This is a genomic window from Ruegeria sp. R8_1, from assembly GCF_017743815.1.
In the GTDB taxonomy this organism is placed as follows: Bacteria; Pseudomonadota; Alphaproteobacteria; order Rhodobacterales; family Rhodobacteraceae; genus Ruegeria; species Ruegeria lacuscaerulensis_A.
The window spans coordinates 222,557-243,787 of sequence record NZ_JAGHRL010000004.1 but is presented as its reverse complement, the minus strand read 5'-3'; the positions used below and the strand labels follow the sequence as shown (position 1 = coordinate 243,787).

At 58.4% G+C, this 21,231-nt stretch carries 20 protein-coding genes and 1 tRNA gene; 10 read left to right on the top strand and 11 right to left on the bottom strand.

Annotated elements, in window-relative coordinates; all coding sequences use genetic code 11:
* The first annotated feature begins 36 nt into the window (after positions 1-36).
* The 5 genes from J7380_RS11470 (at position 37) to J7380_RS11450 (ending at position 5,671) form a co-directional block, all read left to right on the top strand.
* Entirely contained in the window at positions 37-1,317 is a 1,281-nt protein-coding gene (locus J7380_RS11470) for an ABC transporter substrate-binding protein (protein ID WP_209195881.1), read from the top strand.
* A 73-nt stretch (positions 1,318-1,390) separates the two neighbouring features.
* Complete coding sequence (locus tag J7380_RS11465; RefSeq protein ID WP_170755462.1) at positions 1,391-2,224, top strand: ABC transporter ATP-binding protein; 834 nt, start codon at positions 1,391-1,393, stop codon at positions 2,222-2,224.
* Positions 2,225-2,243: 19 nt separating this feature from the next.
* Positions 2,244-3,461 carry a phenylacetate--CoA ligase family protein gene (locus J7380_RS11460; protein WP_209195879.1) on the top strand — a complete coding sequence of 406 codons (1,218 nt, stop codon included), beginning with the start codon at positions 2,244-2,246 and terminating at the stop codon, positions 3,459-3,461.
* 119 nt (positions 3,462-3,580) lie between these two features.
* A complete protein-coding gene (locus J7380_RS11455) occupies positions 3,581-5,248 on the top strand; it encodes an iron ABC transporter permease (RefSeq protein WP_209195877.1) in 1,668 nt (555 codons plus the stop codon).
* Positions 5,249-5,320: 72 nt separating this feature from the next.
* Positions 5,321-5,671 carry a DUF2794 domain-containing protein gene (locus J7380_RS11450; RefSeq protein ID WP_209195876.1) on the top strand — a complete coding sequence of 117 codons (351 nt, stop codon included), beginning with the start codon at positions 5,321-5,323 and terminating at the stop codon, positions 5,669-5,671.
* Here the strand turns inward: J7380_RS11450 and J7380_RS11445 are convergent.
* From J7380_RS11445 to J7380_RS11435, 3 genes are all read right to left on the bottom strand, one after another.
* Positions 5,668-6,405: an NlpC/P60 family protein gene (locus J7380_RS11445; RefSeq protein ID WP_209195874.1), complete on the bottom strand. Its 738-nt coding sequence runs from the start codon at positions 6,403-6,405 to the stop codon at positions 5,668-5,670. The genes J7380_RS11450 and J7380_RS11445 overlap by 4 nt on opposite strands.
* Positions 6,402-7,784, bottom strand: coding sequence for a leucyl aminopeptidase family protein (locus J7380_RS11440; protein WP_209195872.1), 1,383 nt, complete (start codon positions 7,782-7,784; stop codon positions 6,402-6,404). Before J7380_RS11440 ends, J7380_RS11445 begins: the two co-directional genes overlap by 4 nt.
* A gap of 63 nt (positions 7,785-7,847) precedes the next feature.
* Positions 7,848-8,231 carry a hypothetical protein gene (locus J7380_RS11435; RefSeq protein WP_170355747.1) on the bottom strand — a complete coding sequence of 128 codons (384 nt, stop codon included), beginning with the start codon at positions 8,229-8,231 and terminating at the stop codon, positions 7,848-7,850.
* 150 nt (positions 8,232-8,381) lie between these two features.
* Here J7380_RS11435 and J7380_RS11430 point away from each other — a divergent pair, with 150 nt between their 5' ends.
* A complete protein-coding gene (locus tag J7380_RS11430; RefSeq protein WP_209195870.1) occupies positions 8,382-9,032 on the top strand; it encodes a carbonic anhydrase in 651 nt (216 codons plus the stop codon).
* A gap of 63 nt (positions 9,033-9,095) precedes the next feature.
* Here J7380_RS11430 and J7380_RS11425 read toward each other — a convergent pair whose 3' ends face one another.
* The 4 genes from J7380_RS11425 to J7380_RS11410 form a co-directional block, all read right to left on the bottom strand.
* The gene (locus J7380_RS11425) at positions 9,096-10,712 is read right to left on the bottom strand and encodes a DUF4139 domain-containing protein (protein ID WP_209195869.1); all 1,617 of its coding nucleotides are present in this window, start codon (positions 10,710-10,712) and stop codon (positions 9,096-9,098) included.
* Positions 10,713-10,835: 123 nt separating this feature from the next.
* Positions 10,836-11,858, bottom strand: a complete 1,023-nt coding sequence (locus J7380_RS11420; protein ID WP_170355683.1) for an aspartate-semialdehyde dehydrogenase — start codon at positions 11,856-11,858, stop codon at positions 10,836-10,838.
* A 114-nt stretch (positions 11,859-11,972) separates the two neighbouring features.
* Complete coding sequence (locus tag J7380_RS11415) at positions 11,973-13,010, bottom strand: glycosyltransferase family 4 protein (protein WP_209195867.1); 1,038 nt, start codon at positions 13,008-13,010, stop codon at positions 11,973-11,975.
* Positions 13,011-13,027: 17 nt separating this feature from the next.
* Positions 13,028-14,200 (bottom strand): MFS transporter, encoded by a 1,173-nt coding sequence (locus J7380_RS11410; RefSeq protein ID WP_209195865.1) that lies wholly within the window; start codon positions 14,198-14,200, stop codon positions 13,028-13,030.
* A gap of 141 nt (positions 14,201-14,341) precedes the next feature.
* Here J7380_RS11410 and J7380_RS11405 point away from each other — a divergent pair, with 141 nt between their 5' ends.
* A complete protein-coding gene (locus J7380_RS11405) occupies positions 14,342-15,484 on the top strand; it encodes a DUF3095 domain-containing protein (protein WP_209195863.1) in 1,143 nt (380 codons plus the stop codon).
* 3 nt (positions 15,485-15,487) lie between these two features.
* Here J7380_RS11405 and J7380_RS11400 read toward each other — a convergent pair whose 3' ends face one another.
* Complete coding sequence (locus J7380_RS11400) at positions 15,488-16,258, bottom strand: HpcH/HpaI aldolase/citrate lyase family protein (protein ID WP_209195861.1); 771 nt, start codon at positions 16,256-16,258, stop codon at positions 15,488-15,490.
* 176 nt (positions 16,259-16,434) lie between these two features.
* On the opposite strand from J7380_RS11400, the gene hpaR reads away from it, so the two are divergent.
* Together hpaR and J7380_RS11390 are read left to right on the top strand one after the other, a co-directional pair.
* Entirely contained in the window at positions 16,435-16,869 is a 435-nt protein-coding gene (gene hpaR, locus J7380_RS11395) for a homoprotocatechuate degradation operon regulator HpaR (RefSeq protein ID WP_209195859.1), read from the top strand.
* A gap of 410 nt (positions 16,870-17,279) precedes the next feature.
* Complete coding sequence (locus J7380_RS11390; protein ID WP_209195858.1) at positions 17,280-17,978, top strand: fumarylacetoacetate hydrolase family protein; 699 nt, start codon at positions 17,280-17,282, stop codon at positions 17,976-17,978.
* A 3-nt stretch (positions 17,979-17,981) separates the two neighbouring features.
* On the opposite strand, the gene J7380_RS11385 is transcribed toward J7380_RS11390, so the two are convergent.
* Together J7380_RS11385 and J7380_RS11380 are read right to left on the bottom strand one after the other, a co-directional pair.
* The gene (locus tag J7380_RS11385) at positions 17,982-19,193 is read right to left on the bottom strand and encodes a crosslink repair DNA glycosylase YcaQ family protein (protein WP_209195857.1); all 1,212 of its coding nucleotides are present in this window, start codon (positions 19,191-19,193) and stop codon (positions 17,982-17,984) included.
* Positions 19,194-19,197: 4 nt separating this feature from the next.
* On the bottom strand, positions 19,198-20,223 hold the full coding sequence (locus J7380_RS11380; protein ID WP_209195855.1) for a LacI family DNA-binding transcriptional regulator: 1,026 nt from the start codon (positions 20,221-20,223) through the stop codon (positions 19,198-19,200).
* A gap of 114 nt (positions 20,224-20,337) precedes the next feature.
* Between J7380_RS11380 and J7380_RS11375 the strand changes: the two genes are divergently transcribed.
* Positions 20,338-20,414: transfer RNA gene (locus tag J7380_RS11375), tRNA-Arg, on the top strand.
* A gap of 185 nt (positions 20,415-20,599) precedes the next feature.
* On the opposite strand, the gene J7380_RS11370 is transcribed toward J7380_RS11375, so the two are convergent.
* On the bottom strand, positions 20,600-21,231 hold a 632-nt coding region (locus tag J7380_RS11370), incomplete at its 5' end, for a hypothetical protein (RefSeq protein ID WP_209195854.1).

Here is a 21,231-nt window from a genome sequence, read left to right as displayed (position 1 = left end):
GCCCACCATCGGACAAACCAAGGGAGGAGACACCCGATGAAATTGAAACTGGCAACTATGGCGCTGGGCGCTGTAATGGCGGCAGGTCCGGTTATGGCCGACCTCGTCTTTCCGTCGCTTAGTTATCGTACCGGGCCATATGCGGCGGGCGGTATCCCGTTTGCGGATGGCTATGCCGACTATTTCACGCTGCTGAATGAACGCGATGGCGGGATCGGAGGAGTTCCGGCCAGGGTGATCGAATGCGAAACCGGCTATAACACTGAAAAAGGTGTGGAATGCTATGAATCGACCAAGGGCGAAGGCTCGTTGGTGTATCAGCCGCTTTCGACCGGCATTACCTATCAGCTGATCCCCAAGACCACCGCAGATGGCATTCCGATGCACACGATGGGTTACGGGCGTACTTCGGCCAAGAACGGTGACGTGTTCAGCCATACCTTCAACTATCCTGCGAACTACTGGGATGGGGCCTCGGGTGCGATCAACTATCTGTTGGAGTCGAACAACGGCGACCTGAGCGGCAAGAAAATCGCGTTGGTCTACCATAACTCGGCCTATGGTAAGGAGCCGATCCGCACGCTGGAAGAGCTGTCGGCAAAGCACGGGTTCGAACTGGTTGCTCTGCCCGTTGACCACCCAGGTCAGGAGCAGAAGTCGCAGTGGCTGCAAATCCGCCGCGATCGTCCCGACTTCGTCCTGATGTGGGGCTGGGGTGTGATGAACCAGGTCGCAGTTCAGGAAGCTGCCAACATCCGCTACCCGATGGAAAACTTCATCGGTATCTGGTGGTCGGGTTCCGAGAATGACGTGCTGCCTGCGGGTGAAGCCGCCAACGGCTACAAGGCACTGACCTTCCACAACGTGGGCACCGATTTCCCGGTCTTTGACGACCTGCAGAAATATGTGGTCGACGCCGGTAAGGCTGCCGGTGCGGGCGATCAGGTAGGTACGGTTCTGTATAACCGCGGTCTCTATGCCGCTATGTTGGCCGCCGAAGCTGCCAAGAAAGCGCAGGAAATCCACGGCACTGGCGACATTACCCCTGCGATGATGCGCGACGGCATGGAAGCGCTGGAAATCACCGAAGCCAAGATGACCGAACTGGGTCTGCCCAACTTTGGTCCAGCCTTCTCGGTCTCGTGCGAAAACCACGGCGGGGACGCTTTGGTTGGCGTGACCCAATGGGACGCGGCCAGCAAGACCTGGAGCTTGATTTCAGAGTTCAAGGCCACCGATGGCGACGTGATCGGCCCGCTGATCAACGAAGACTCGAGCGCTTATGCGACCGAGAACAAAATCGACGGACGTTGCTGATCCGATCTTCTGAAAAACGGGGTGGCGCATTGACGCCGCCCCGACCCCAACACAAGCCTGAGGACACGCACTGATGCTGGATGCGGCTCAAAACACCGAAGTGCAGGCTGAAACCCTGCTTGAGGTCAACAATATCGAGGTGATCTACAACCACGTGATCCTCGTTTTGAAGGGCGTCAGCCTGACCGTGCCCAAGGGCGGGATAACCGCTTTGCTGGGCGGCAATGGGGCGGGCAAGACGACAACGCTCAAGGCGGTGTCGAACCTGCTGCATTCGGAACGGGGCGAGGTCACGAAAGGGACGATCAAGTATCGCGGGACCAGCGTGCACGAAAGCGATCCGGCGGATTTGGTTGAAAAGGGCGTCATCCAGGTGATGGAGGGCCGCCATTGTTTTGAACACCTCACGGTCGAGGAAAACCTGCTGACTGGAGCTTATACCCGCAAAGACGGTGCGGCTGCGATCCAGAAAGACCTTGAGCTTGTCTATTCCTATTTCCCACGGCTGGCCGAACGCCGCAAATCCCAAGCCGGATATACTTCGGGCGGTGAGCAACAGATGGTCGCCATGGGGCGCGCATTGATGTCGCGGCCCGAGACGATCCTGTTGGACGAGCCCTCGATGGGTCTGGCCCCGCAGCTGGTCGAAGAGATTTTCGGCATCGTGAAAGACCTGAACGAGAAAGAGGGTGTGTCCTTCCTGCTGGCCGAACAGAACACCAACGTGGCGCTGCGGTTTGCGCATTACGGCTATATCCTGGAATCGGGCCGCGTTGTGATGGATGGCCCGGCGGCGGAACTGCGCGAAAACCCGGACGTGAAGGAATTCTATTTGGGCATGTCTGATGAAGGCCGCAAAAGCTTCCGCGATGTGCGGTCCTATCGCCGCCGCAAGAGGTGGCTGTAAGCGGATGGAGGATCTGGCGATGACCTATTTCGACGCACTCGAAACCCGATCAGCCGATAAACGCGCAGCGGATCAGTCCGAAGCGCTGCAAAAACAACTTGTGCGGGCTCTGTCTGCGCCGGGTTTCCAAACGCATCTGGCAGATGTGGAGACAGATGGTGTCGCATCGGTTGAGGACTTGCCCAAACTACCGGTTCTGCGCAAATCAGACTTGGCGCAGGCACAGGCTGCACGTCCTCCGTTCGGGGGGTTCACCGTCAAACCCGCACGGCATTTCCACCATGTGTTTCAATCTCCGGGCCCGATCTACGAACCGGGCAGCACCGATCCCGACTGGTGGCGCATGGGCCGATTCCTGCACGCTGCTGGTGTGGGGCCGGGCGATATCGTTCAGAATTGCTTTGGCTATCACCTGACGCCCGCGGGCATGATCTTTGAAAGCGGCGCGCGCGCAGTCGGGGCGGCTGTTCTGCCCGCAGGCACCGGCCAGACCGAGCTGCAGGTGACGGCGGCGCGCGATGTAGGCTGTACGGCCTATGCCGGGACGCCGGACTATCTGAAGGTCATTCTGGACAAGGCGGATGAGATGGGCGTCCAGCTTCATTTCACCACTGCCGTTGTAGGGGGCGGGGCCTTGTTCCCGTCACTGCGGCAGGAATACGCGGATCGTGGGATTTCCTGTCTGCAATGCTATGCCACTGCCGATCTGGGTAACATCGCCTATGAGAGCCCCGCCATGGAGGGGATGATCATCGACGAACATGTCATTGTCGAGATCGTGACCCCCGGCACCGGAACCCCGGTGGCAGAGGGTGAAGTGGGTGAGGTCGTCGTGACTTCGCTAAACCCCGACTATCCGCTGATCCGTTTCGCGACAGGCGATCTATCGGCGATCATGCCCGGCCAGTCATCTTGCGGGCGCACCAATGCACGGATCAAGGGCTGGATGGGCCGCGCCGATCAGACCACCAAGATCAAGGGTATGTTTGTGCGCCCCGAACAGGTGGCCGCGCTGGTCGATAAACATGCCGAGATCGTCAAAGCCCGGGTCATTGCTGCCCGCCAGGGTGAGATGGATATGATGACCGTTCAGATCGAAAGCCCGGGTGGCGATGACATGGCCTATGCCAAATCGGTTGTCGAGCTGCTGAAACTGAAGGGCGCGATCGAGGTCGTCGCGCCGGGATCACTGCCTAAGGACGGGCTGGTGATCGAGGATCAGCGCGTTTACGAATGACGCCAAGCAGGTCTGCGGCAGTATGTGCCGCAGATTTGTATCCCTGCCTACTGGTGTTTCCGACCGTTTTGGTCGATTAAAGACGAAACCTGCGCCTTAGCCAGTAAAAAGCCGGGATCATGGCCGACGTCGAATTCTCAGAACACGGAACGCGCAACCGCGGCGCGTTGGGCACCCGGTTGGTGGCGACCGTCGCCTGTCTGGTGGCGGCGGCCTGTCTGCTGCCTATGCTGGCCGTCGTTCTGGCGGCGGTGACGGGCGGGACGGACACGATCTCTCACCTGATGGAAACGGTCTTGCCGGGCTATGCGCTGACCACTGCGGTGCTGGTTGTTTTGGTGGCGATAGGGACGTTTTCCATTGGTGTCGGTGCGGCATGGCTGGTGACGATGACCCGTTTTCCCGGCGTGAGGTTTCTGGAAATCGCGCTGGTGCTGCCGCTGGCCTTTCCGGCCTATGTTCTGGCCTATGCCTATACGTTCATTCTGGACCACCCCGGTATCGTCCAAACGACCCTGCGCGACATAACCGGCTGGGGTCCGCGTGATTACTGGTTCCCCGAGATCCGCTCGACCGAGGGTGCAGCGGCAATGCTGATCCTCGTGCTTTATCCTTATGTCTATCTGCTGGCCCGCGCGGCATTTCTGCAGCAAAGCGCCAGTGCGTTTCTGGCTGCACGTGCGCTGGGCAAAAGCCCGTGGCTGGCCTTCTGGCACGTTTCGTTGCCAATGGCGCGCCCGGCGATCGCCGGCGGCGTGTTGCTGGCCATCATGGAGACCATCGCCGATTTCGGCACCGTCGCCTATTTCGGCGTGCAGACCTTTGCCACCGGCATCTACACCAGCTGGTTTTCCATCGGAGACCGTGCTGCCGCCGCGCAACTGGCGTTGTGCCTTCTGGGCTTTGCGCTGGTCATGGCAGTGGCCGAGCGGATGCAACGCGGCAAAGCGAAATATTATCAGGCGGGCAAAAGCCATGCATCGCTGCCCTCGGCCCATTTAAAGGGGTGGCAGGCGGCGGCGGCGTTAACGCTGTGTATCATCCCGGTGTTGCTGGGGTTCCTGCTGCCTGTGTTCATCCTGGTTCAGATGGGGATGGAATCGGAACAAAACCTGCTGTCGCGGCGCTATATCGGCTTCATCCAGAACTCGCTGACTTTGGCGGGCACGGCCGCGGTGATCACCGTGTTTGCGGCGATTTGCGTGGGCTTCTTTCAGCGCCTGCGTCCGGGTCGGAGTTCTGCCACGGCGGGCTATCTCGCACGGCTGGGCTATGCGGTGCCCGGAGGCGTGATAGCTGTGGGCCTAATGGTGCCTTTTGCCAGTTTTGACAACGCGCTGGATGCGTGGATGCGGCAGACTTTCGATATCTCGACCGGGTTGCTTGTCACTGGCTCGATCTGGCTGCTGGTTGCAGCCTATATGGTTCGGTTTCTGGCCGCTGCGCTAAGTGCCTATGAGGGCGGTCAAAGCACAGTCCACGCCAATATGGACGCGGCCTCTCGGTCCTTGGGGCAAAGTCCTCTGGGCACGTTGCGCCGCGTGCACCTGCCGATTCTGACACCATCGCTGCTGACCGCGTTGCTGATCGTGTTTGTGGACGTGATGAAAGAGCTGCCCGCGACCCTGATCATGCGCCCGTTCAACTTTGACACACTGGCGGTGCAAGCCTATCGGCTGGCCTCGGACGAACGGCTTGAGGGGGCTGCGGTGCCGTCTCTGGTTATTCTGGCTGTGGGGCTGTTGCCGGTTATTCTGATCTGCCGGCAAGTGGGGCGCAGACGCTAGGTCGCTTCAAAATTACCACACCCTGTCGTGCGTGGGCTTGATTCAGGCGCGTTTTCCGGCAAGGCTTAGTGTATGAACATGCAGCCTCCTAGCCGGTTCTCTGGTAACTCGGCCCAGATGCCCGTCGCCTTCAACCGCCACGAGATGTCCCATATCCTGTCCGTCTATGGCCGGATGGTTGCCGCCGGAGAATGGCGGGACTACGGCATTTCCAACCTGCGCGACATGGCAGTGTTTTCCATCTTTCGCCGCACGGCTGAACATCCGATCTATCGGGTCGAAAAGCACCCGCGCCTGCGGCAAAAACAGGGGATGTATTCGGTGGTCGGCATGGATGGCCGTATCCTGAAGCGCGGCCATGATCTGCGCACCGTGCTACGGGTATTGGAACGCAAGCTGATCCGTTCGGTTGACCTTGATTAGAGCCTTTTATGGCTGGTCACAGGCCCGTCACCCTGATCCTTGATACGCGCGATCGCCTGCGTCATCGGCTCGAACGTCACATCCATGTGGAATGCGTTGGCGTGTAGAAGCATGTCCTCAGCGTAAACCCACGCAACATGGCCCTTCCAGAACAATAGATCACCGCGTTGAGGCGGAGTTCCGTCTGGCAAAGTTTGCCCGACCGCGCCTTCCTGATCTCTGCTATCACCCGGGCAAGGCATCCCGCAGGCCAGCAATCCGGCCTGCACAAGGCCCGAGCAATCCAGCCCGTTCCGGCTGTTGCCGCCCCACAGATACGGTGTGCCCAGAAACAGCTCGGCCACGGCGACCGGGTCGGTCAGGGTCACGCCGATGGGTTTGGCGTGAACGGCGGGAATGAAACCAAGCTCGGTTTCCAGAAACCCGTTCACTTCGGATTTAGAGGCAATCCGGCTGCCGAAACTCAGCGACGCGGTGTCCGGGCTTTTCATATCCGTTTGGGTATAAGCATGTGTGGCGGGGGCAGTGATCCAATGGGTTGCGGGGGTGTCCGGGCCTAGCTGGTCCGACCGGACCCAGCCCGGATAACCATCCTTGTCCGATGTGATCTGGCTCCAACCATCTGATGTATCAGTGACCGCGACGGTGTCCCCGTACAAAAGTTGCCGATCCCGGGGACCATCTGGGCTGCGCATCAGATCAACAATTGGCTGTATTATGCGGTGTTGGGTCATAGGTCCAGCATCTCGGGCAGGGCGGTCAAAAGGGCACGTGGGCCTTGGCCCAGCCCGCCCTTGCTGCGTCCGGGTTCTTTGCTGCGCTGCCACGAATAGATGTCGAAGTGCATATAGGGACTGTCGCCCGCAAAACGGCGCAGGAACAGAGCGGCGGTGATCGACCCGGCAAATCCACCCGCAGGGGCGTTGTCCAGATCGGCGATGCCGGGTTCGATCATGGCTTCGTAAGGCTCATGGAAAGGCATCCGCCAGACCGGGTCGGCTGCTGCGCGCGCCGCGCGGGTCAGGGCGTCGGCAGCCTTGTCGCTGTCGGTATAGAAGGGCGCCAGATCAGCACCAACCGCCACACGCGCCGCGCCGGTCAGTGTCGCCATCGAGATCACTAGGTCAGGTTGCCCCTCATCCGCCAGCGTCAGCGCGTCTGCCAGAACAAGACGCCCTTCGGCATCGGTATTATTGATCTCGACCGTAAGGCCCTTGCGCGAGGTCAGGATATCGCCGGGTCGGAATGCATTCCCGGCCACCGAATTCTCAACCGCTGGGATCAGGACACGCAGTTGCAACGGCAGGTTCAGCGCCATGATCATCCGCGCCAGCCCCAATACATTGGCCGCCCCGCCCATATCCTTTTTCATCAATCCCATTGATGCACCGGGTTTAAGGTTCAACCCGCCGGTATCAAAACAGACACCCTTACCGACCAGAGTCAGTTTCGGTCCCGCGTTACCCCAGTTCATCTCGATCAGACGAGGAGCCTGCGCGGCCGCACGACCCACCGTGTGGATCATGGGAAAACTCTGGCCCAACAGATCATCGCCCGCAATCACCGAACAAGATGCGCCGAATTCCTGCGCCAGCGCTTCAGATGCGGCCTGCAAGTGATCCGGCCCCATATCTGATGCAGGCGTGTTGACGAGATCGCGGATCAATGCCTCGGCCTTGGCAATAATCTCCAACCGGGTGGTATCCACGCCGTCCGGGGCGATAAGGCGGGCCTTGGCAGCGGATTGGCTGGCATAGCGGTCAAAACTATACCCCGTCAGCAACCATCCCAGGCATTCGGTTTCAACCACGTCGTCTGGCAGGCCCGAAGCGATGTGATACGTGCCCTTGGGCAAAGCTTCGGCAGCGGCGGCCAGCGGGAACCGTTTGCGTGCGCGACCGGCAGGCTTGCCATAGCCCGCCAGCGCCATGGACGGCGCACCGTCTGGGTTGGGAATCAACAGGGTTTGACCCAAACCAGCGGTAAAGCCGCTGTTTTCGACCCAAGCCCTCACAGCGTCCGACTGATCCGCCAGCCAGCTTTCGAGCTGGGGCTGCGCGATCACGTGCAATGGCAGGGACGGGTCAGAGGCGGAGGCAAAGGACAGGTTCATGGGGATCTCAACTGGTTCGATTTGCGCCCAGCCTATCCGTCCACGATCCGTCCGCAAGCCCCGTCAGACCGAAAGATCCTGCTGGTCCCATATAACGGTCAGTGATTTCTCACCCACGCGGATCAGGCGCGACAGTGTTGCGCCGGTGGCGACGGCATCGCCGACATCCACGTTATGCGCCACATCACCCGCTACGCGCGCCAGCGCAGTCATGCCGACCTGTTCGGAAATCGCCACCAGGGATCGCGCACATTTGCGCAAGCTGGTCCAATCACGCCGCCGCCAGTAGCGTTCGCAATTCGACAAGCGCACGGCCAATTCCTCGACCGTGCGGCACAGCACGTCCAGTGCATTCTGATCACCCAGTTGCCCGCAAAGACCATTCAACTGGTCCGGATCCAGACGGACGGATTCCTTGTGTTCAAGTGTGACTATCTTTTCCACCACATTTACCCCAATTCTAAACGCCCCCACGGCGTGGATTGACTGTTGCGCGGAATTCCTTTGCAAAACCTTGCTGCGCACAGGGATAATGGCTCGAATTTTCGGCGAATTCAGGTTACAGCACTCGTCAGACACAAGACTAAGGACATAAAAATGGATCGCGCCAAACCTTTGCCGAACTATCTGGTCAAGCGATATCACGGCTGGAAAGCTACGACGTATTCGGAAAATCAGGTCTGGTACCGGCGTCTTGCCACCGAAGGACAGCGCCCGCGCGCCATGGTCATTTCCTGCTGTGACAGCCGGGTGCACGTGACTTCGATTTTCGGGGCCGATCAGGGTGAGTTTTTCATTCACCGAAATATTGCCAATCTGGTTCCACCCTATGCCCCGGACGGAGACCACCACGGCACCAGCGCAGCAATCGAATACGCTGTAACTGCATTGAAAGTAGCGCATCTGATCGTTCTGGGCCATTCGCAATGTGGCGGCGTTCAGGGCTGTATCGACATGTGCAAAGGACAGGCCCCGCAGCTTGAAGCGAAAGATAGCTTTGTGGGGCGTTGGATGGATATCCTAAAGCCGAAATATGATCTGGTGGCCGATGTCGAAGACAGCACGGAACAGGCCCGACAATTCGAGCGCCACGCGGTTGTCGCCTCGCTGGAAAACCTGCTGACCTTCCCCTTCATTGCCTCGGCTGTCGAGGACGGATCACTGAGCCTGCACGGGCTGTGGACCGATATCGGAGAGGGCGGGCTGCAATGCTATGACCCGCATGAAAAGAAGTTCGTGGTTGTTTGACCATAAGTAAGTTCGCTGCGATCGGAAGGGCCGATCAGGCCCTTCTTGAAACGCAGTTACTCATCACCTCAGAACCATTCCTTCGGGCCAGCTGAGCTTGGTTTCGATCTCAACGGTTTCGGTCTGGCCGGGCGCAAGCTCCATTTCCCATGCCAGAATACCGCGCCGGTTGTCGACATTCTCATCGGTCGGCTTGGGGGTCGCGGTCCATTCGATCTTAAGATCATCCTGTTCGGAATATGGAACACTGTCGAGCAACCGCAGGGGCCACGTCTCATCCGAGAGGTTTTCAACAAGAATTTGCGCACGTTCGGCGCGTTCGTTCGAGCGTGCAATCAAACCGACATCACCACTGCGCCGACCCAGAACCTGCCGCCGCAAGGTGAGCGCGTATAGAGGGCCAAATCCCAGCTCTACCTCTTCGCCGGGGCCGATATCAGGGCTGGAGTCGACCGCGACCAGAACACCGTCGACCTGCCACCGTGCGTAGTCAGATGAAAACAGGTTTTGCGAATAAGGGTTCGTAAACCGCGCGGTCCGATAGGCTGTGGTATCCCGGCTGGGATTTGCCAGGGCAAACACTTCCGCAGGTTGGGACATGCTGTCCAGTTCCAGCTCGGCGACCCCATATCCGCTGGAAATCGAGATCGGTACAGGCAGTGTATAGGTCGTGCCTGTCCCTTGAATTGAGGCGGCGCTCGGGGACCAGCTAGTCCCTGTTTCTTCGACAATAACCGGGGCTTCTACAACCGGTTCTTCCAGCGCTTTGGGCTTTTCACGAATCGAGCGGCGTTTGGCCCTAATCCTTGACGCGGCGTTTTGCTCGTCGGGTTGCAGTGTGGAGACACTTAGCGTGATGTCGTTCCAGTCCTCGCCGGTCATTTGACCCACCAGAACGCTGCGATTGATTTGTACCTCCGGGGCATTTCCGGTCTTCAGGTCAAAAACATAAGCCGGTTGCCAAGATGCGGTTTCATAACTGAGATACGACAGCGACAATGTTCCTTTTGTATCTTCTTCGGCGTCAACATCGACGGCGATAAAGATCCGTTCATCTGCTTCGGGCAAAAGGGCGGCCAGATCAGCGTGCGCCGTTTCCAACTCGGCCTCAAGCTCGGTCAGTTGGGTTTCTGTTTCGCGGGCCTCAAGTTCTGCCGCCAGCGCAGTGTTTTCGGCCTCAAGGGTTTCCTCGCCAACCATGCGGGCAATGTTGCGCAGGTTTTCAGGATCCGATCCGGCCAAACCTACGTTACGCCCCAGATTGGACAGGAACGTAATCGAGTGATCGGCAGCTTGGGCTTTCAATCGGGCGGTTTCGGCCTGATCCTGAACCGATTGAATTCGCGTTTCTATGTCTTTGATGCGGTCTTCTACCTGTTTGACGGCGTCGCCGACGTATTCACGCCAGGGCACGTCTTCGAAACGTGAAATAAGGGCCGTTTGGGTTAACCCATCGGCGCGGAACTGCATGGCCGCGATTTGGAGGCCTATGTCATCGCTTACCGGCGTGCCTAACAGGATCAGACGATGAGTGCCCGCCGGAACGTCGAACTCAGCTGTTCGGGTGATCAGGGCGCTGTCCGGGTAAACGGTCACGGCGCTGACATCTGTATCAAGGGTAAAGGTTTCGGCGGACAGGATTGTTGGCACAAGGGCCAACAAATAGAACACTGGTTTCATAATCACTCGCGGAAATAAAATTGCAAACTACCGTATTGGTTGCAATTGAACCGCAGTACATCAAGTCAAAATAAAAAGAGCCGCCCAAAAGGCGGCCCTTCATATCGGTTCAAGTAAGCGAATTCAGCCCTTTTTCAGAACCTCACGGCCCAGCAGTTCGGCGATCTGCACCGCGTTCAGGGCTGCACCTTTGCGCAGGTTGTCGGACACACACCACAGGTTGATGCCGTTTTCCACGGTCGAGTCCTGACGGATGCGGCTGATGAAGGTGGCGAAATCGCCCGCGCATTCGATGGGCGAGACATAGCCACCAGCCTCGCGCTTGTCGATCACCATGATGCCCGGTGCTTCGCGCAGGATATCGCGGGCCTCATCCTCGTCGAGGAATTCCTCGAACTCGATATTCACGGCCTCGGAGTGGCCGACGAATACGGGAACGCGGACGCAGGTGGCTGTGACCTTGATCGACGGATCGACGATCTTCTTGGTTTCCACAACCATCTTCCATTCTTCCTTGGTCGAGCCGTCTTCCATGAAGACGTCGATCTGCGGGATGACGTTAAAGGCGATCTGTTTCTGGAACTTCTTGGGCTCCACTTCGGTGGTGGGGTTATAGACCGCTTTGGTCTGATCCCACAGCTCATCCATGCCCTCTTTGCCCGCGCCCGAGACCGACTGATAGGTCGAGACGACAACGCGCTTGATCTTGGCGCGGTCATGCAGCGGCTTCAGCGCGACAACCATCTGAGCGGTCGAGCAGTTGGGGTTGGCGATGATGTTCTTGTTTTTGTAGTCGTGGATCGCCTGCGGGTTACATTCCGGCACGATCAGCGGGATATCGGGGTCGTAGCGATAGAGCGACGAGTTGTCGATCACCACACAACCCGCTGCGGCCGCCTTGGGCGCGTAGACTTTGGTTGCGTCCGAGCCGATGGCAAACAGCGCCATGTCCCAACCGGTGAAATCAAAGGTATCGATGTCCTGGGTGGTCAGTGTCTTGTCGCCAAAGCTTACTTCGGTGCCCAGCGAACGACGGCTTGCCAGCACGGCAAGTTCATCGACGGGGAACTGGCGTTCTGCCAGAATGTTCAGCATTTCGCGGCCCACGTTACCCGTGGCGCCGGCGACAACGACGCGATAGCCCATTTCATGTCTCCAAAGTTAAGGACGCGCGTTCATAGCTGCGTTGCGGCAAAGAAAAAAGAGTTTTCGGTGCAGATTTTGCTGCGTCACAGCGATTTGACGCAGCAAGACACGGTTTTACGGTGCATCCAGCAGGGATCGATAGACTTTGACGATGGCCTCCGCCTCGCCCTCGATTCGGAAATTCTGTTCGACGTGCTTGCGCGCCGCCTGTCCGGCGGCGGCCATTTTCGCCGGATCGCTCAGCATGTCGCGCAGGGCACCGGCCAATGCGTCGGCATTGTCCTTTTCCACCAGACGGCCCGTTTCACCATCTTTGATCTGCGCGCTGAATGCGCCGACGCCGTGGCAGGCAATGGCCGGAACGCCCGAGGCCATCGCCTCGAGCGGGGTCAGGCCGAACCCTTCGTGGCGGGCAGGGGCCACAAACAGGTCCAGCGCGCGGTAGGTTTCGACGATCTCTTCCCACGGGCGTTCGCCCAGAAACCGCACCCGGTCGGCCAGCCCGGCCTGTTCCAGCTTGGCCTCTTGTTCGCGCTGAAAGCCCTCGAACTCGGTTGTTGCGTTGCCGGTAAAGACGATCTGCGCATCCGGAAAATCGGGCAGCACCTGAATCGCCGCATCCACCAGCAGGTCGACGCCCTTTTGCGGGCGAATGCGCCCGAAACAGCCGATCAGCGTGCCCGAGGGCAGGCCCAGCTTGGCGCGCAGGGCGGCCTTGTCGGGTTCAGGGTGGAAAATCTGTGTGTCGACCCCGTGCATGATCACCGTCGCCGGGTGTTGCAGGAACGAAGCTGCCTGCGGCGTCGTCGCAATCAGCGCATCCATTTTCGATATCAGCCATTTAGTGAACCCCGAATGATCGCGCTGCGCCGCCGAGGTGAACAGCAGCTTATAGTTGCGCCGAAACACTGTGCGCAACACAAGGCCCATCAACATCTCGGTATTGCGGCGGGCGTGCCAGACGATGGGAGAGCGATTGGGTAAAACCAGGGTCTTTAACAGGCGAATATGCGGAATATCCTCGGGCAGCCCCGGCCCTGTGGCGCGGATATTGATCATCTTGACCTGAATAGGCAGCAACCGGATCACTGTCGTTGTAACACCGGACAGGCTGTGCTTCAGGTTTGGCGCAAGAACCTGGATATCCGGCATGGGGGCCTCCTGTCGGGTCAGTCAGTGCTGTCGCGGCTGAAAAGATAGATTATGCAGCCAAGTGTCAGAGCTACGGCGAAAAAGCCGAATATCGCTGTGTAAGGTGCAGAGGGGCTGATGTCTACCGTGGCTGCATGGACGCGGCCGGTGACGAATTGGGCAAGGCCGACGCCTCCGATCCCGAACAGGTTCAACAGGGTCACGCCTCGGCCCACTAGGTGTGGAGGAACAAAGGCGCGGCCATGGGCCATGATGACCGGAAAGCTGGCTCCGGTGAACCCGATGACCGAGATCAGAACCACCGACAACCAGACCGCATTGTCGATCCACAGACACAACAAAGTCAGGCCGACCACGCCCAGAGCATTGCCGCCAAAGATTACCCATTTTCGAGTCCCCAGAATCCGGTCAAGTGGCCCGTAGACGAATGTACCCGCAATCATCGACGCACCCATGATCAGAGTGGCGGTTCCGATCTGCGTGGTGCTGAGGGCGAAAACATCGTTGAGATACGGCCCGGCCCAAAGCCCGCGGGTCGCGGCCGACGGCGCATAGGCCACCAACATCAACGGCAGGATCGCCCAAAGTGCCGGTTGTTTCAACAGATCCAGAACCGATCCCTTGTGGTCGGTTTCAACGCGTTTGGGATCATGAACTGTGAACAGGATGCCGATGGCGATCGCGCCTGAAAACAGGGCCAATGTGACCATAGTGGCCCGCCAGCCCATCAGCTCAACCGCCAACGCCGTGGGGTATGAGGCAACCAGATTGCCGACTGATCCCAAACCCAGCATCAGAGCAGCCAAAGTGGCGAAACGGGCTGGGGGGTATTCACGGGCGAAAATAAAGTACGATGCCATCAGGATCGGCGAGCATCCCACTCCGATCAGTCCCATTGCCACGGCGATATGAAATGGCGTGCTTGCAAGGGCAAAGATCAGCGCGCCGCCAGCGCCGCCGACCAGCAGCAATACAGTCGAGGTCAGTCGGGGGCCAACACGATCCAACGCCCATCCGACGGGCAGCTGCATGGCGGCGAAGATCAGGAACCAAAGACCCGATGCAAAGGCAAGGTCTTCGGGTGTGGCGCCGATATCCCGGCCCAGATCAACGCTGAGAACCGCCAGAAAAGCGCGAAAAAACTGGCTGAGCACATAGCCCAGGCACAACACGACCAAACCTGCTTTCATGAAATGACTCTCTCCCCCGCGGCTAACCGGCTATGCTTGGCACGGCAGGAGTCCGCACACAAGGATGTGTGTAATGACGATTTCGCGGGACAGGTGCCACAATCGGGCTATGTTCAGGGATAATTTCGACAAGAGGTTATTATGAAGGACGCTCAGGTCGCGTTTTACGACAGCCTGCCCTTGCTGCGGGACTTTACCCGTTTGGCCGACCCTCAGCGGTTTTCGGCCATTCCCAGTGACTGGGTTGTTGGTGTTGCGGACATTGTCGACTCGACCGGGCAGATCGCGCAGGGACGCTACAAAACGGTCAATACCGTCGGGGCAGCGGTTATTTCAGCGATGATCAACGCCATGCGCGGGCGCGAGTTTCCGTATGTGTTCGGTGGTGACGGCGCAGGCTTTGCTGTGCCGGCCAGTGCGGCCGAAGCGGCTGGCGAGGTTCTGGCCGCCATGAGGCGCTGGGCGCAGGAAGAGTTTTCCATTCCGCTGCGCGCAGCATTGGTGACGGTGGCCGAAATCCGCACGGCGGGCAAAGACCTGCGCGTCGCCCGTTTCGCACCATCGGACGGGGTCGACTATGCAATGTTCTCGGGCGGGGGGCTTGCTTGGGCGGAAACGCAGATGAAGGCCGGTCACTTTATGGTGCCCGAAGCCGACCCCGGTGTGCGCCCTGATCTAACCGGTCTGTCCTGTCGGTGGTCCAACGTTAAGGCGCAGCATGGGCAGATCGTGTCGCTGGTCGTGGAACCCACGCCGCACGCCACCGAGGCGGATTTTGCCGACCTCGCCCAATCGGTTCTGTCTGCAGCCGAAGGGTTGGAGCGCGCGGGTCACCCGGTACCGGAAAACGGCCCACCGATCGGATGGCCACCACCTGGTCTGAGCATTGATGCCCATGTCTCGCGCGCCGGAGGCAGCGTCTTTGGTCAAATGCTCAAACTGTTGGTACAGAATTTGCTGATCGCATTACTGTTTCGGTCCGGCAAACGGCTGGGTAACTTTGAGCCGGACCATTATAAACGGATGGTCAGCCGGAATGCAGATTATCGAAAGTTCGACGACGGGCTCAAAATGACGCTGGATTGCGATCCTGCGACGTTGGCGCAAATTCAGATGATGCTGGAACAAGCGCGCGGGCGCGGCAAGGTGCGTTACGGCTTGCATGCACAGGACGAGGCAATGATGACCTGTTTTGTGCCGTCAGCTACCCGCGATGACCACGTGCATTTCGTTGATGGCGCGTCAGGTGGCTATGCGCAGGCCGCTGCGGCGATGCAGAGCTGATCGTTACCGGGTCTTCCACTTCGTCGCCAATGCGCGCGCCGCCTGCGTCAGGATCATGACGTCGATTCCAACAGCCAGAAATTGTGCGCCCATCTCAAGGTAGCTTTGTGTCGCCTCTTCATGAGTGCCCAGAATTCCGGGGGCCTTGCCGGCTTTTTTGATTCGGCTGATTGCGTCGGCAATCGTTTCGCGAACCTCAGGCGCCGCGCTGTTGCCCTGGTATCCCATATCCGTCGACAAGTCCGCTGGACCGATAAAAACACCATCGACGCCATCGACTTTCAAAATATCATCAAGCGCGGCGATACCGGCACGGTTTTCGACCTGAACCAATAGGCAGACTTGCGCATCTGCTGTCTGGATGTAATCGGAGAACGATCCGTACCCGGTCGCCCGCGCGGCGCCGGCACCGACGCCGCGGACCCCTTCGGGTGGATAGCGACACGCGCGCACCAATTCGCGCGCTTGATCGGCGCTGTTGACCATGGGAACCAAAATTGTTTGGGCCCCGGCGTCCAGGACCATTTTGATCAGCGCTGTGTCTCCGACGGGAACCCGAACAACGGGATGTGTGGGACTGGCCGACAAGGCCATAATCTGGTCACGAACCGAGCGGATATCGTTGGGCGCATGCTCTCCGTCGATTACCAGCCAGTCGAAGCCAGCGGTTCCCATGATTTCAGCGGTGACGCTTTCGGCGAAGCTGGTCCAGCAGCCGATCAAGCGATCTCCATTGGCCAGAGCTTCTTTGAATGTGTTTACAGGGGCTGGCATCGCGGGGCCTCCAAGGCGGTGGTGGAAACGCCTGACAGTGATGGCCATTCGGGGGAAAAGGTCAATCAGATTTGGCATTGGGTTCGAAGGTGTTGGGGCAAATCTGGACAACAACGCTCTGAATAAGGGGTTTTCCGCGCTGTTGCAGTCTTATTAGATTTCGGTCAAGATTCCGTATGACCAAAGACCTGCCATCGACATCCCGCTCGTTGCCGATTGCGTTGCTTCGGGCCCGCGAACGGGTCATGGGTCCTATTCGGAAGATGTTGGCAGACGCCGGCGTCACCGAGCAGCAATGGCGTGTGTTGCGTGTTCTGAACGAGGAAGGTCCGCAAGAGCCCACGGTGATTGCTGACCGGGCGTGTCTGTTGTTGCCCAGCCTGACACGGATTTTGCAAAAGCTCGAGGTTAAGGGACTGATCCGGCGCAGTGCCCATCCAATCGACAAGCGCCGACAGATTGTCGAGATCATGCCAGCGGGTGAGCAGATCATCCGCGACAATATCGACGTCACAGTCCGGCTGGCGGATGAGATAAAGTCGCAATTGGGCCCCAAAAGGCATGAGACGCTGCTGGACCTTCTGAACGATCTTTATGATCTCAAAACCTGAGAGGTTACTCTGCGCCCCGCCAGAGGCGGTGATTGGTGTCCCCTGGCGGGAGAGTCGGACTTAGACTTGTGTTTTGTGTCCGACCGACGCTTCAGAGGACCAGTCAACCTGAAATGAGGCGACATTGCGAAAGTTGCGACCCTTGGGGGGGCGGGCCACGACCGCGGTTCTCTGAACAGGTGCACCCGGTCTTTTGTGCAATCTGCCCTATCTTGGGGCTTTGGGCGGGCAAGTATGGTTTGGGTGCAATTCAACGTCTGTTTGTCGTCTGCAACCTTTGATTTAGTGCTTCGATCTGTCATTCCAAGATGTTGGGCTACAATGTAACCCGGGTCAGGTCGTCGCTTTGGCTTGTTCAGACCGGGTGTATCCTTAGGATGCGCCCAGTGCGTTGCAAGAAGGGGCCAAAGATGTCTGATACGTTGTTTTCCTTGCCAGACCCGATCGAGGTACCGATCCACGGGGAGTCGTCCTTTTACCCCGTCGGTCGAATTTTCTGTGTCGGACGCAATTATGCAGCCCATGCCGCGGAAATGGGCCACGAGGTTGACCGCGAAGCGCCGTTCTATTTCACCAAATCGGCAGCCAATGCCGTTCTGTCCGGTGCGACCGTGCCGTTTCCGCCCGGAACCGAGAATTTTCATCATGAGATGGAATTGGCAGTCGCGCTCGGAAAGCCCGTTTTCAAGGCCAAACCTGCCGAGGCCGCAGATGCAATCTACGCCTATGGCTGTGCTATGGACATGACCCGTCGGGATTTGCAGATCCGCGAGCGTAACAAGCAACGCCCTTGGGATCTGGGCAAAGACCTTGAAAATGGCACCGTTCTTGCCCCGCTGACGCGCGCCTCGGACTGGATGCCCGAGGATGACAAACGCATTTTTCTCAGCGTGAACGGCGACGTTAGGCAAGATGCGACCTTGCACGAACTGATCTGGAAGATTGATGAGATCATCAGTCACCTTTCCGGATATTATCATCTTCGACCCGGAGACATAATCCTGACCGGTACACCGGCCGGAGTGGGGGCGCTTGTGCCCGGAGACGTTCTTGAGGGTGGAATAGATGGGCTGCAGCCAATCTCTCTGACGCTGTCAGATCCTGAATAGCCTCTATTTAGGCTCTTTCAGCCAGTCCGTAGAAAACTCCACGCCATCCAGCCCTGCGAACCTGCGGACCCGGTCCAACTCCGAGGTCAAGCGACCTGTCCGCGCCGTGGACCATTTGACCGAGCGTTCTGGCCACACCGCACTGACTCGCAAAACGCCCCGATCGCGATGAGCCTTCATGTCGATCCGGCCAATAAGTCGGTCGCCCTCAAGCAGAGGGAAGACGTAGTACCCATAGGTGCGCTTCGCTTCGGGGACGAAGACTTCGATACGATAGTGAAATCCGAACAATCGCTCGGCCCGGTTTCGATCACGCAGCATAGGGTCAAAGGGGCTGAGCACGCGAATGCGACCCGGCGGGGCTACTTGGGGCTTGGTGTCGGCCAAGACCGGTTTTGAAACCAATTTGCGGGTCTGCCCATCCGCACATGTGATTTCGACTTCCTCAATTTCGCCCCGTCTTAGAGCCAGCTTTACCCATTCTCGCGCCTCCGCTGCGCTGACTGTGTCCCAGAATGCTGCCAGCTCACCGGACGTTGCGAACCCCAGCCTGTCGAGGGCTGCGTTACAAAGCCAATTCACTGTTTCCGGCGCATCAATATCTGAACCGTCGGGGCAAAGATGCGTGTCGATCACCCGTTCCGTCAGGTCGTATCGTTTTTGGAACCCGCGCCGTCCGACAACCGTCAACGCGCCAGATCGCCAGAGAAATTCAAGCGCGGTTTTTGAAGGATGCCAGTCCCACCACCCGCCCGAGCCCTTCTTTTCGTCCTTCCCGACATCGGACGACGATACAGGGCCATGATCACGAATATGGTTCAGAACGGTCTGGAACTGCTGTTCGAAGCCATCGCGTCGCCAATTCTTCCACCGGGATTTCAGCAGTTCAGCATCGCGTTGAAAGCGCAGATGCCAGTGTCGGTAGAATTCCATCGGAATAACGGCGGCATCATGGGTCCAGTGTTCGAACAGCGCGCGGTCACGTTCATAAAGGCGCTTTAGGTTTTGCGCGCGATAGCTGGGCCTGCGTGAGAACAGGATCATATCATGGGCTCGCGCGACCGTGTTGATACTGTCCAGTTGAACAAAACCCAGCCGTTGGATCAGATCCAGCAGCTCCGCCCCTTTGGCACCCCCTGAAGGCTGTTCCGCCAGCGCATGGCGGTCCATGAACAGCAATCGGGCTGTGCGATTGTCCAGCTTTTGAATAGCCACGGCGTCAGCGCCGTTTCAGCGTGTCACCATAGCTGATTTTCGGCGTCAGGGTAACGCGGGACTCCAATTCAGCCTCGGGATCGGCCAGTTGGGCGGCTATGATCTCGGCGGCTTTGCGCCCGATCTCAAGACGACAGGCATCCATCGTGGCCAGCTTGCGCGGCAGGCCTTGCAACAGTTCAACGTTGTTGAACCCGGCAAGACCAATCTGTCCGGGCACGTCGATGCCTTGCTCCAGCAGGTACAGCAGCCCTCCGGCACCAATCATATCATTGGAATAATACAGAAAATCCAGATCCGGAGAACGGTCCAGCATGGCTTGCGTCATCTCACGCCCCTTGGCCAGGGCTGACCCGCCGGAATAGAACTCGCGGTCTTCAATTTCGACACCATGTTTGCCCAGCACTTCGGTGAAGCCTTCGAACCGTTTGCGGGCGCGGTGATCCAGCGGCATCTTGGTGCCCATAAACCCGATATGTTCGTACCCCGCCTTCAGGATTGCCTGCGCCATCTCGCGTCCGGCGCGGCGGTGCGAAATGCCAACCATTGCATCCACGGGTTTGCCATCAGTATCCATGATCTCGACCACTGGAATCCCAGAGGAGTCCAGCATGGCACGCGCGGCCTCGGTATGTTCCAGCCCCGCGATGATCACACCTGATGGCCGCCACGAGAGCATCTCGTACAGTACCTTTTCCTCTTTCTCGGGAAGGTAGTCGGTAACGCCGACCACGGGCTGCAATTCGGTATCTTCCAATACCTGGTTGATGCCGGTCAGCACCTCGGGGAACACCATGTTCGAAAGTGAAGGGATGATCACCGCGACCAGATTAACCCGGCTTGAAGCCAGCGCGCCAGCGATCTTGTTGGGCACATATCCCAGTTCTTTAGCGGCAGCCAAAACGCGGGTGCGGGTGGCGTCCGACACATCACCGCGGTTGCGCAGAACCCGGCTGACCGTCATCTCGGACACCCCCGAGGCCTCAGAGACATCCCGAAGAGTGAGCGGGCGTTTGGTTTCTGTTGTCACGATGGCACCTGCGTCGTTGTTTTATGGGATGGTAGCGTGAACAGGACGCATTTTACAACTGCCCATCAAAGGTCATGACAACCTGAAAAATCCGGGGTACAGAGAGCTTTGCGCGGCCCCGTGGCTCAACTGGATAGAGCAGCCCCCTCCTAAGGGGCAGGTTGCAGGTTCGAATCCTGCCGGGGTCGCCAATTTACGAAACGTTTCTTTGTTGGCACTCACAGATCATGTGATGCAAATCACATTATCGATCTGCCAAAGCCAAGTGAACCGCGCTGGGAACGCATTGTCTGAGTAATTTGATGTTTTCTCGGGAGTGGCGTTGCAAAACACGAATTGCAACGCCATCTAGGCCCTACTTATAAGCCGGCGGCATTCAGAACAGAAAGACGTCGTCCTCATGCAAAAATAGCTCGATAGGGCTTCTTTCAATTTGGTCCCCGAGATCGGGCATCGCATCCCATAGGTTTTCGGCGCTCAAAATCACGTTTCCAGTAAGTTTGAGGAAGTGATCGCCATCAGCGGCGCTGCCTTCCACAGTTTCCGCATCTGCCGTTGAGAACGAGAACTGGAATTCGTCTTCTGCAGCGCCTTCCAAAAGCGGATTGATAACCCTTTCACTGACAGACGAAGTCAATCTTGGCAATCCTGTACCGGTTGTGCCGCTGCCATCGATATCGGCACCATAAAAGACTTCAACATCAGCGACATCAGGAATGCCGCCTCCGCCGACAAGCTCGCCCTGACTATTCAGGGTCCACTCATAAAACTCGCGGCTATCGTTTTCCCAAAGCACGCGGTAGCCGTTGCCCGTGGCTTCGGCGTGAATTGCGCTCCAGCCTGCGATGGTGTCTGGACCAACCACAGCGCCGTTCAGAAAAATTTCGGTGCTGCCGTTGATCAGGTACATGCCTTGGGTCGAGGATGACAGAGTCGTCGATCCATCGTCTTCGATCAGGGTGGTGAAATGACCAGTGGTTCCGTCGTTGTTGATATCCGCTCCGTAGA

Bases quoted from the DNA above. Each gene is read 5' to 3' on its own strand.
- J7380_RS11470 (WP_209195881.1), top strand. From the start codon at position 37: ATGAAATTGAAACTGGCAACTATGGCGCTGGGCGCTGTAATGGCGGCA.
- J7380_RS11465 (WP_170755462.1), top strand. From the start codon at position 1,391: ATGCTGGATGCGGCTCAAAACACCGAAGTGCAGGCTGAAACCCTGCTT.
- J7380_RS11460 (WP_209195879.1), top strand. From the start codon at position 2,244: ATGACCTATTTCGACGCACTCGAAACCCGATCAGCCGATAAACGCGCA.
- J7380_RS11455 (WP_209195877.1), top strand. From the start codon at position 3,581: ATGGCCGACGTCGAATTCTCAGAACACGGAACGCGCAACCGCGGCGCG.
- J7380_RS11450 (WP_209195876.1), top strand. From the start codon at position 5,321: ATGAACATGCAGCCTCCTAGCCGGTTCTCTGGTAACTCGGCCCAGATG.
- J7380_RS11445 (WP_209195874.1), bottom strand. From the start codon at position 6,405: ATGACCCAACACCGCATAATACAGCCAATTGTTGATCTGATGCGCAGC.
- J7380_RS11440 (WP_209195872.1), bottom strand. From the start codon at position 7,784: ATGAACCTGTCCTTTGCCTCCGCCTCTGACCCGTCCCTGCCATTGCAC.
- J7380_RS11430 (WP_209195870.1), top strand. From the start codon at position 8,382: ATGGATCGCGCCAAACCTTTGCCGAACTATCTGGTCAAGCGATATCAC.
- J7380_RS11425 (WP_209195869.1), bottom strand. From the start codon at position 10,712: ATGAAACCAGTGTTCTATTTGTTGGCCCTTGTGCCAACAATCCTGTCC.
- J7380_RS11420 (WP_170355683.1), bottom strand. From the start codon at position 11,858: ATGGGCTATCGCGTCGTTGTCGCCGGCGCCACGGGTAACGTGGGCCGC.
- J7380_RS11415 (WP_209195867.1), bottom strand. From the start codon at position 13,010: ATGCCGGATATCCAGGTTCTTGCGCCAAACCTGAAGCACAGCCTGTCC.
- J7380_RS11410 (WP_209195865.1), bottom strand. From the start codon at position 14,200: ATGAAAGCAGGTTTGGTCGTGTTGTGCCTGGGCTATGTGCTCAGCCAG.
- J7380_RS11405 (WP_209195863.1), top strand. From the start codon at position 14,342: ATGAAGGACGCTCAGGTCGCGTTTTACGACAGCCTGCCCTTGCTGCGG.
- J7380_RS11400 (WP_209195861.1), bottom strand. From the start codon at position 16,258: ATGCCAGCCCCTGTAAACACATTCAAAGAAGCTCTGGCCAATGGAGAT.
- hpaR (WP_209195859.1), top strand. From the start codon at position 16,435: ATGACCAAAGACCTGCCATCGACATCCCGCTCGTTGCCGATTGCGTTG.
- J7380_RS11390 (WP_209195858.1), top strand. From the start codon at position 17,280: ATGTCTGATACGTTGTTTTCCTTGCCAGACCCGATCGAGGTACCGATC.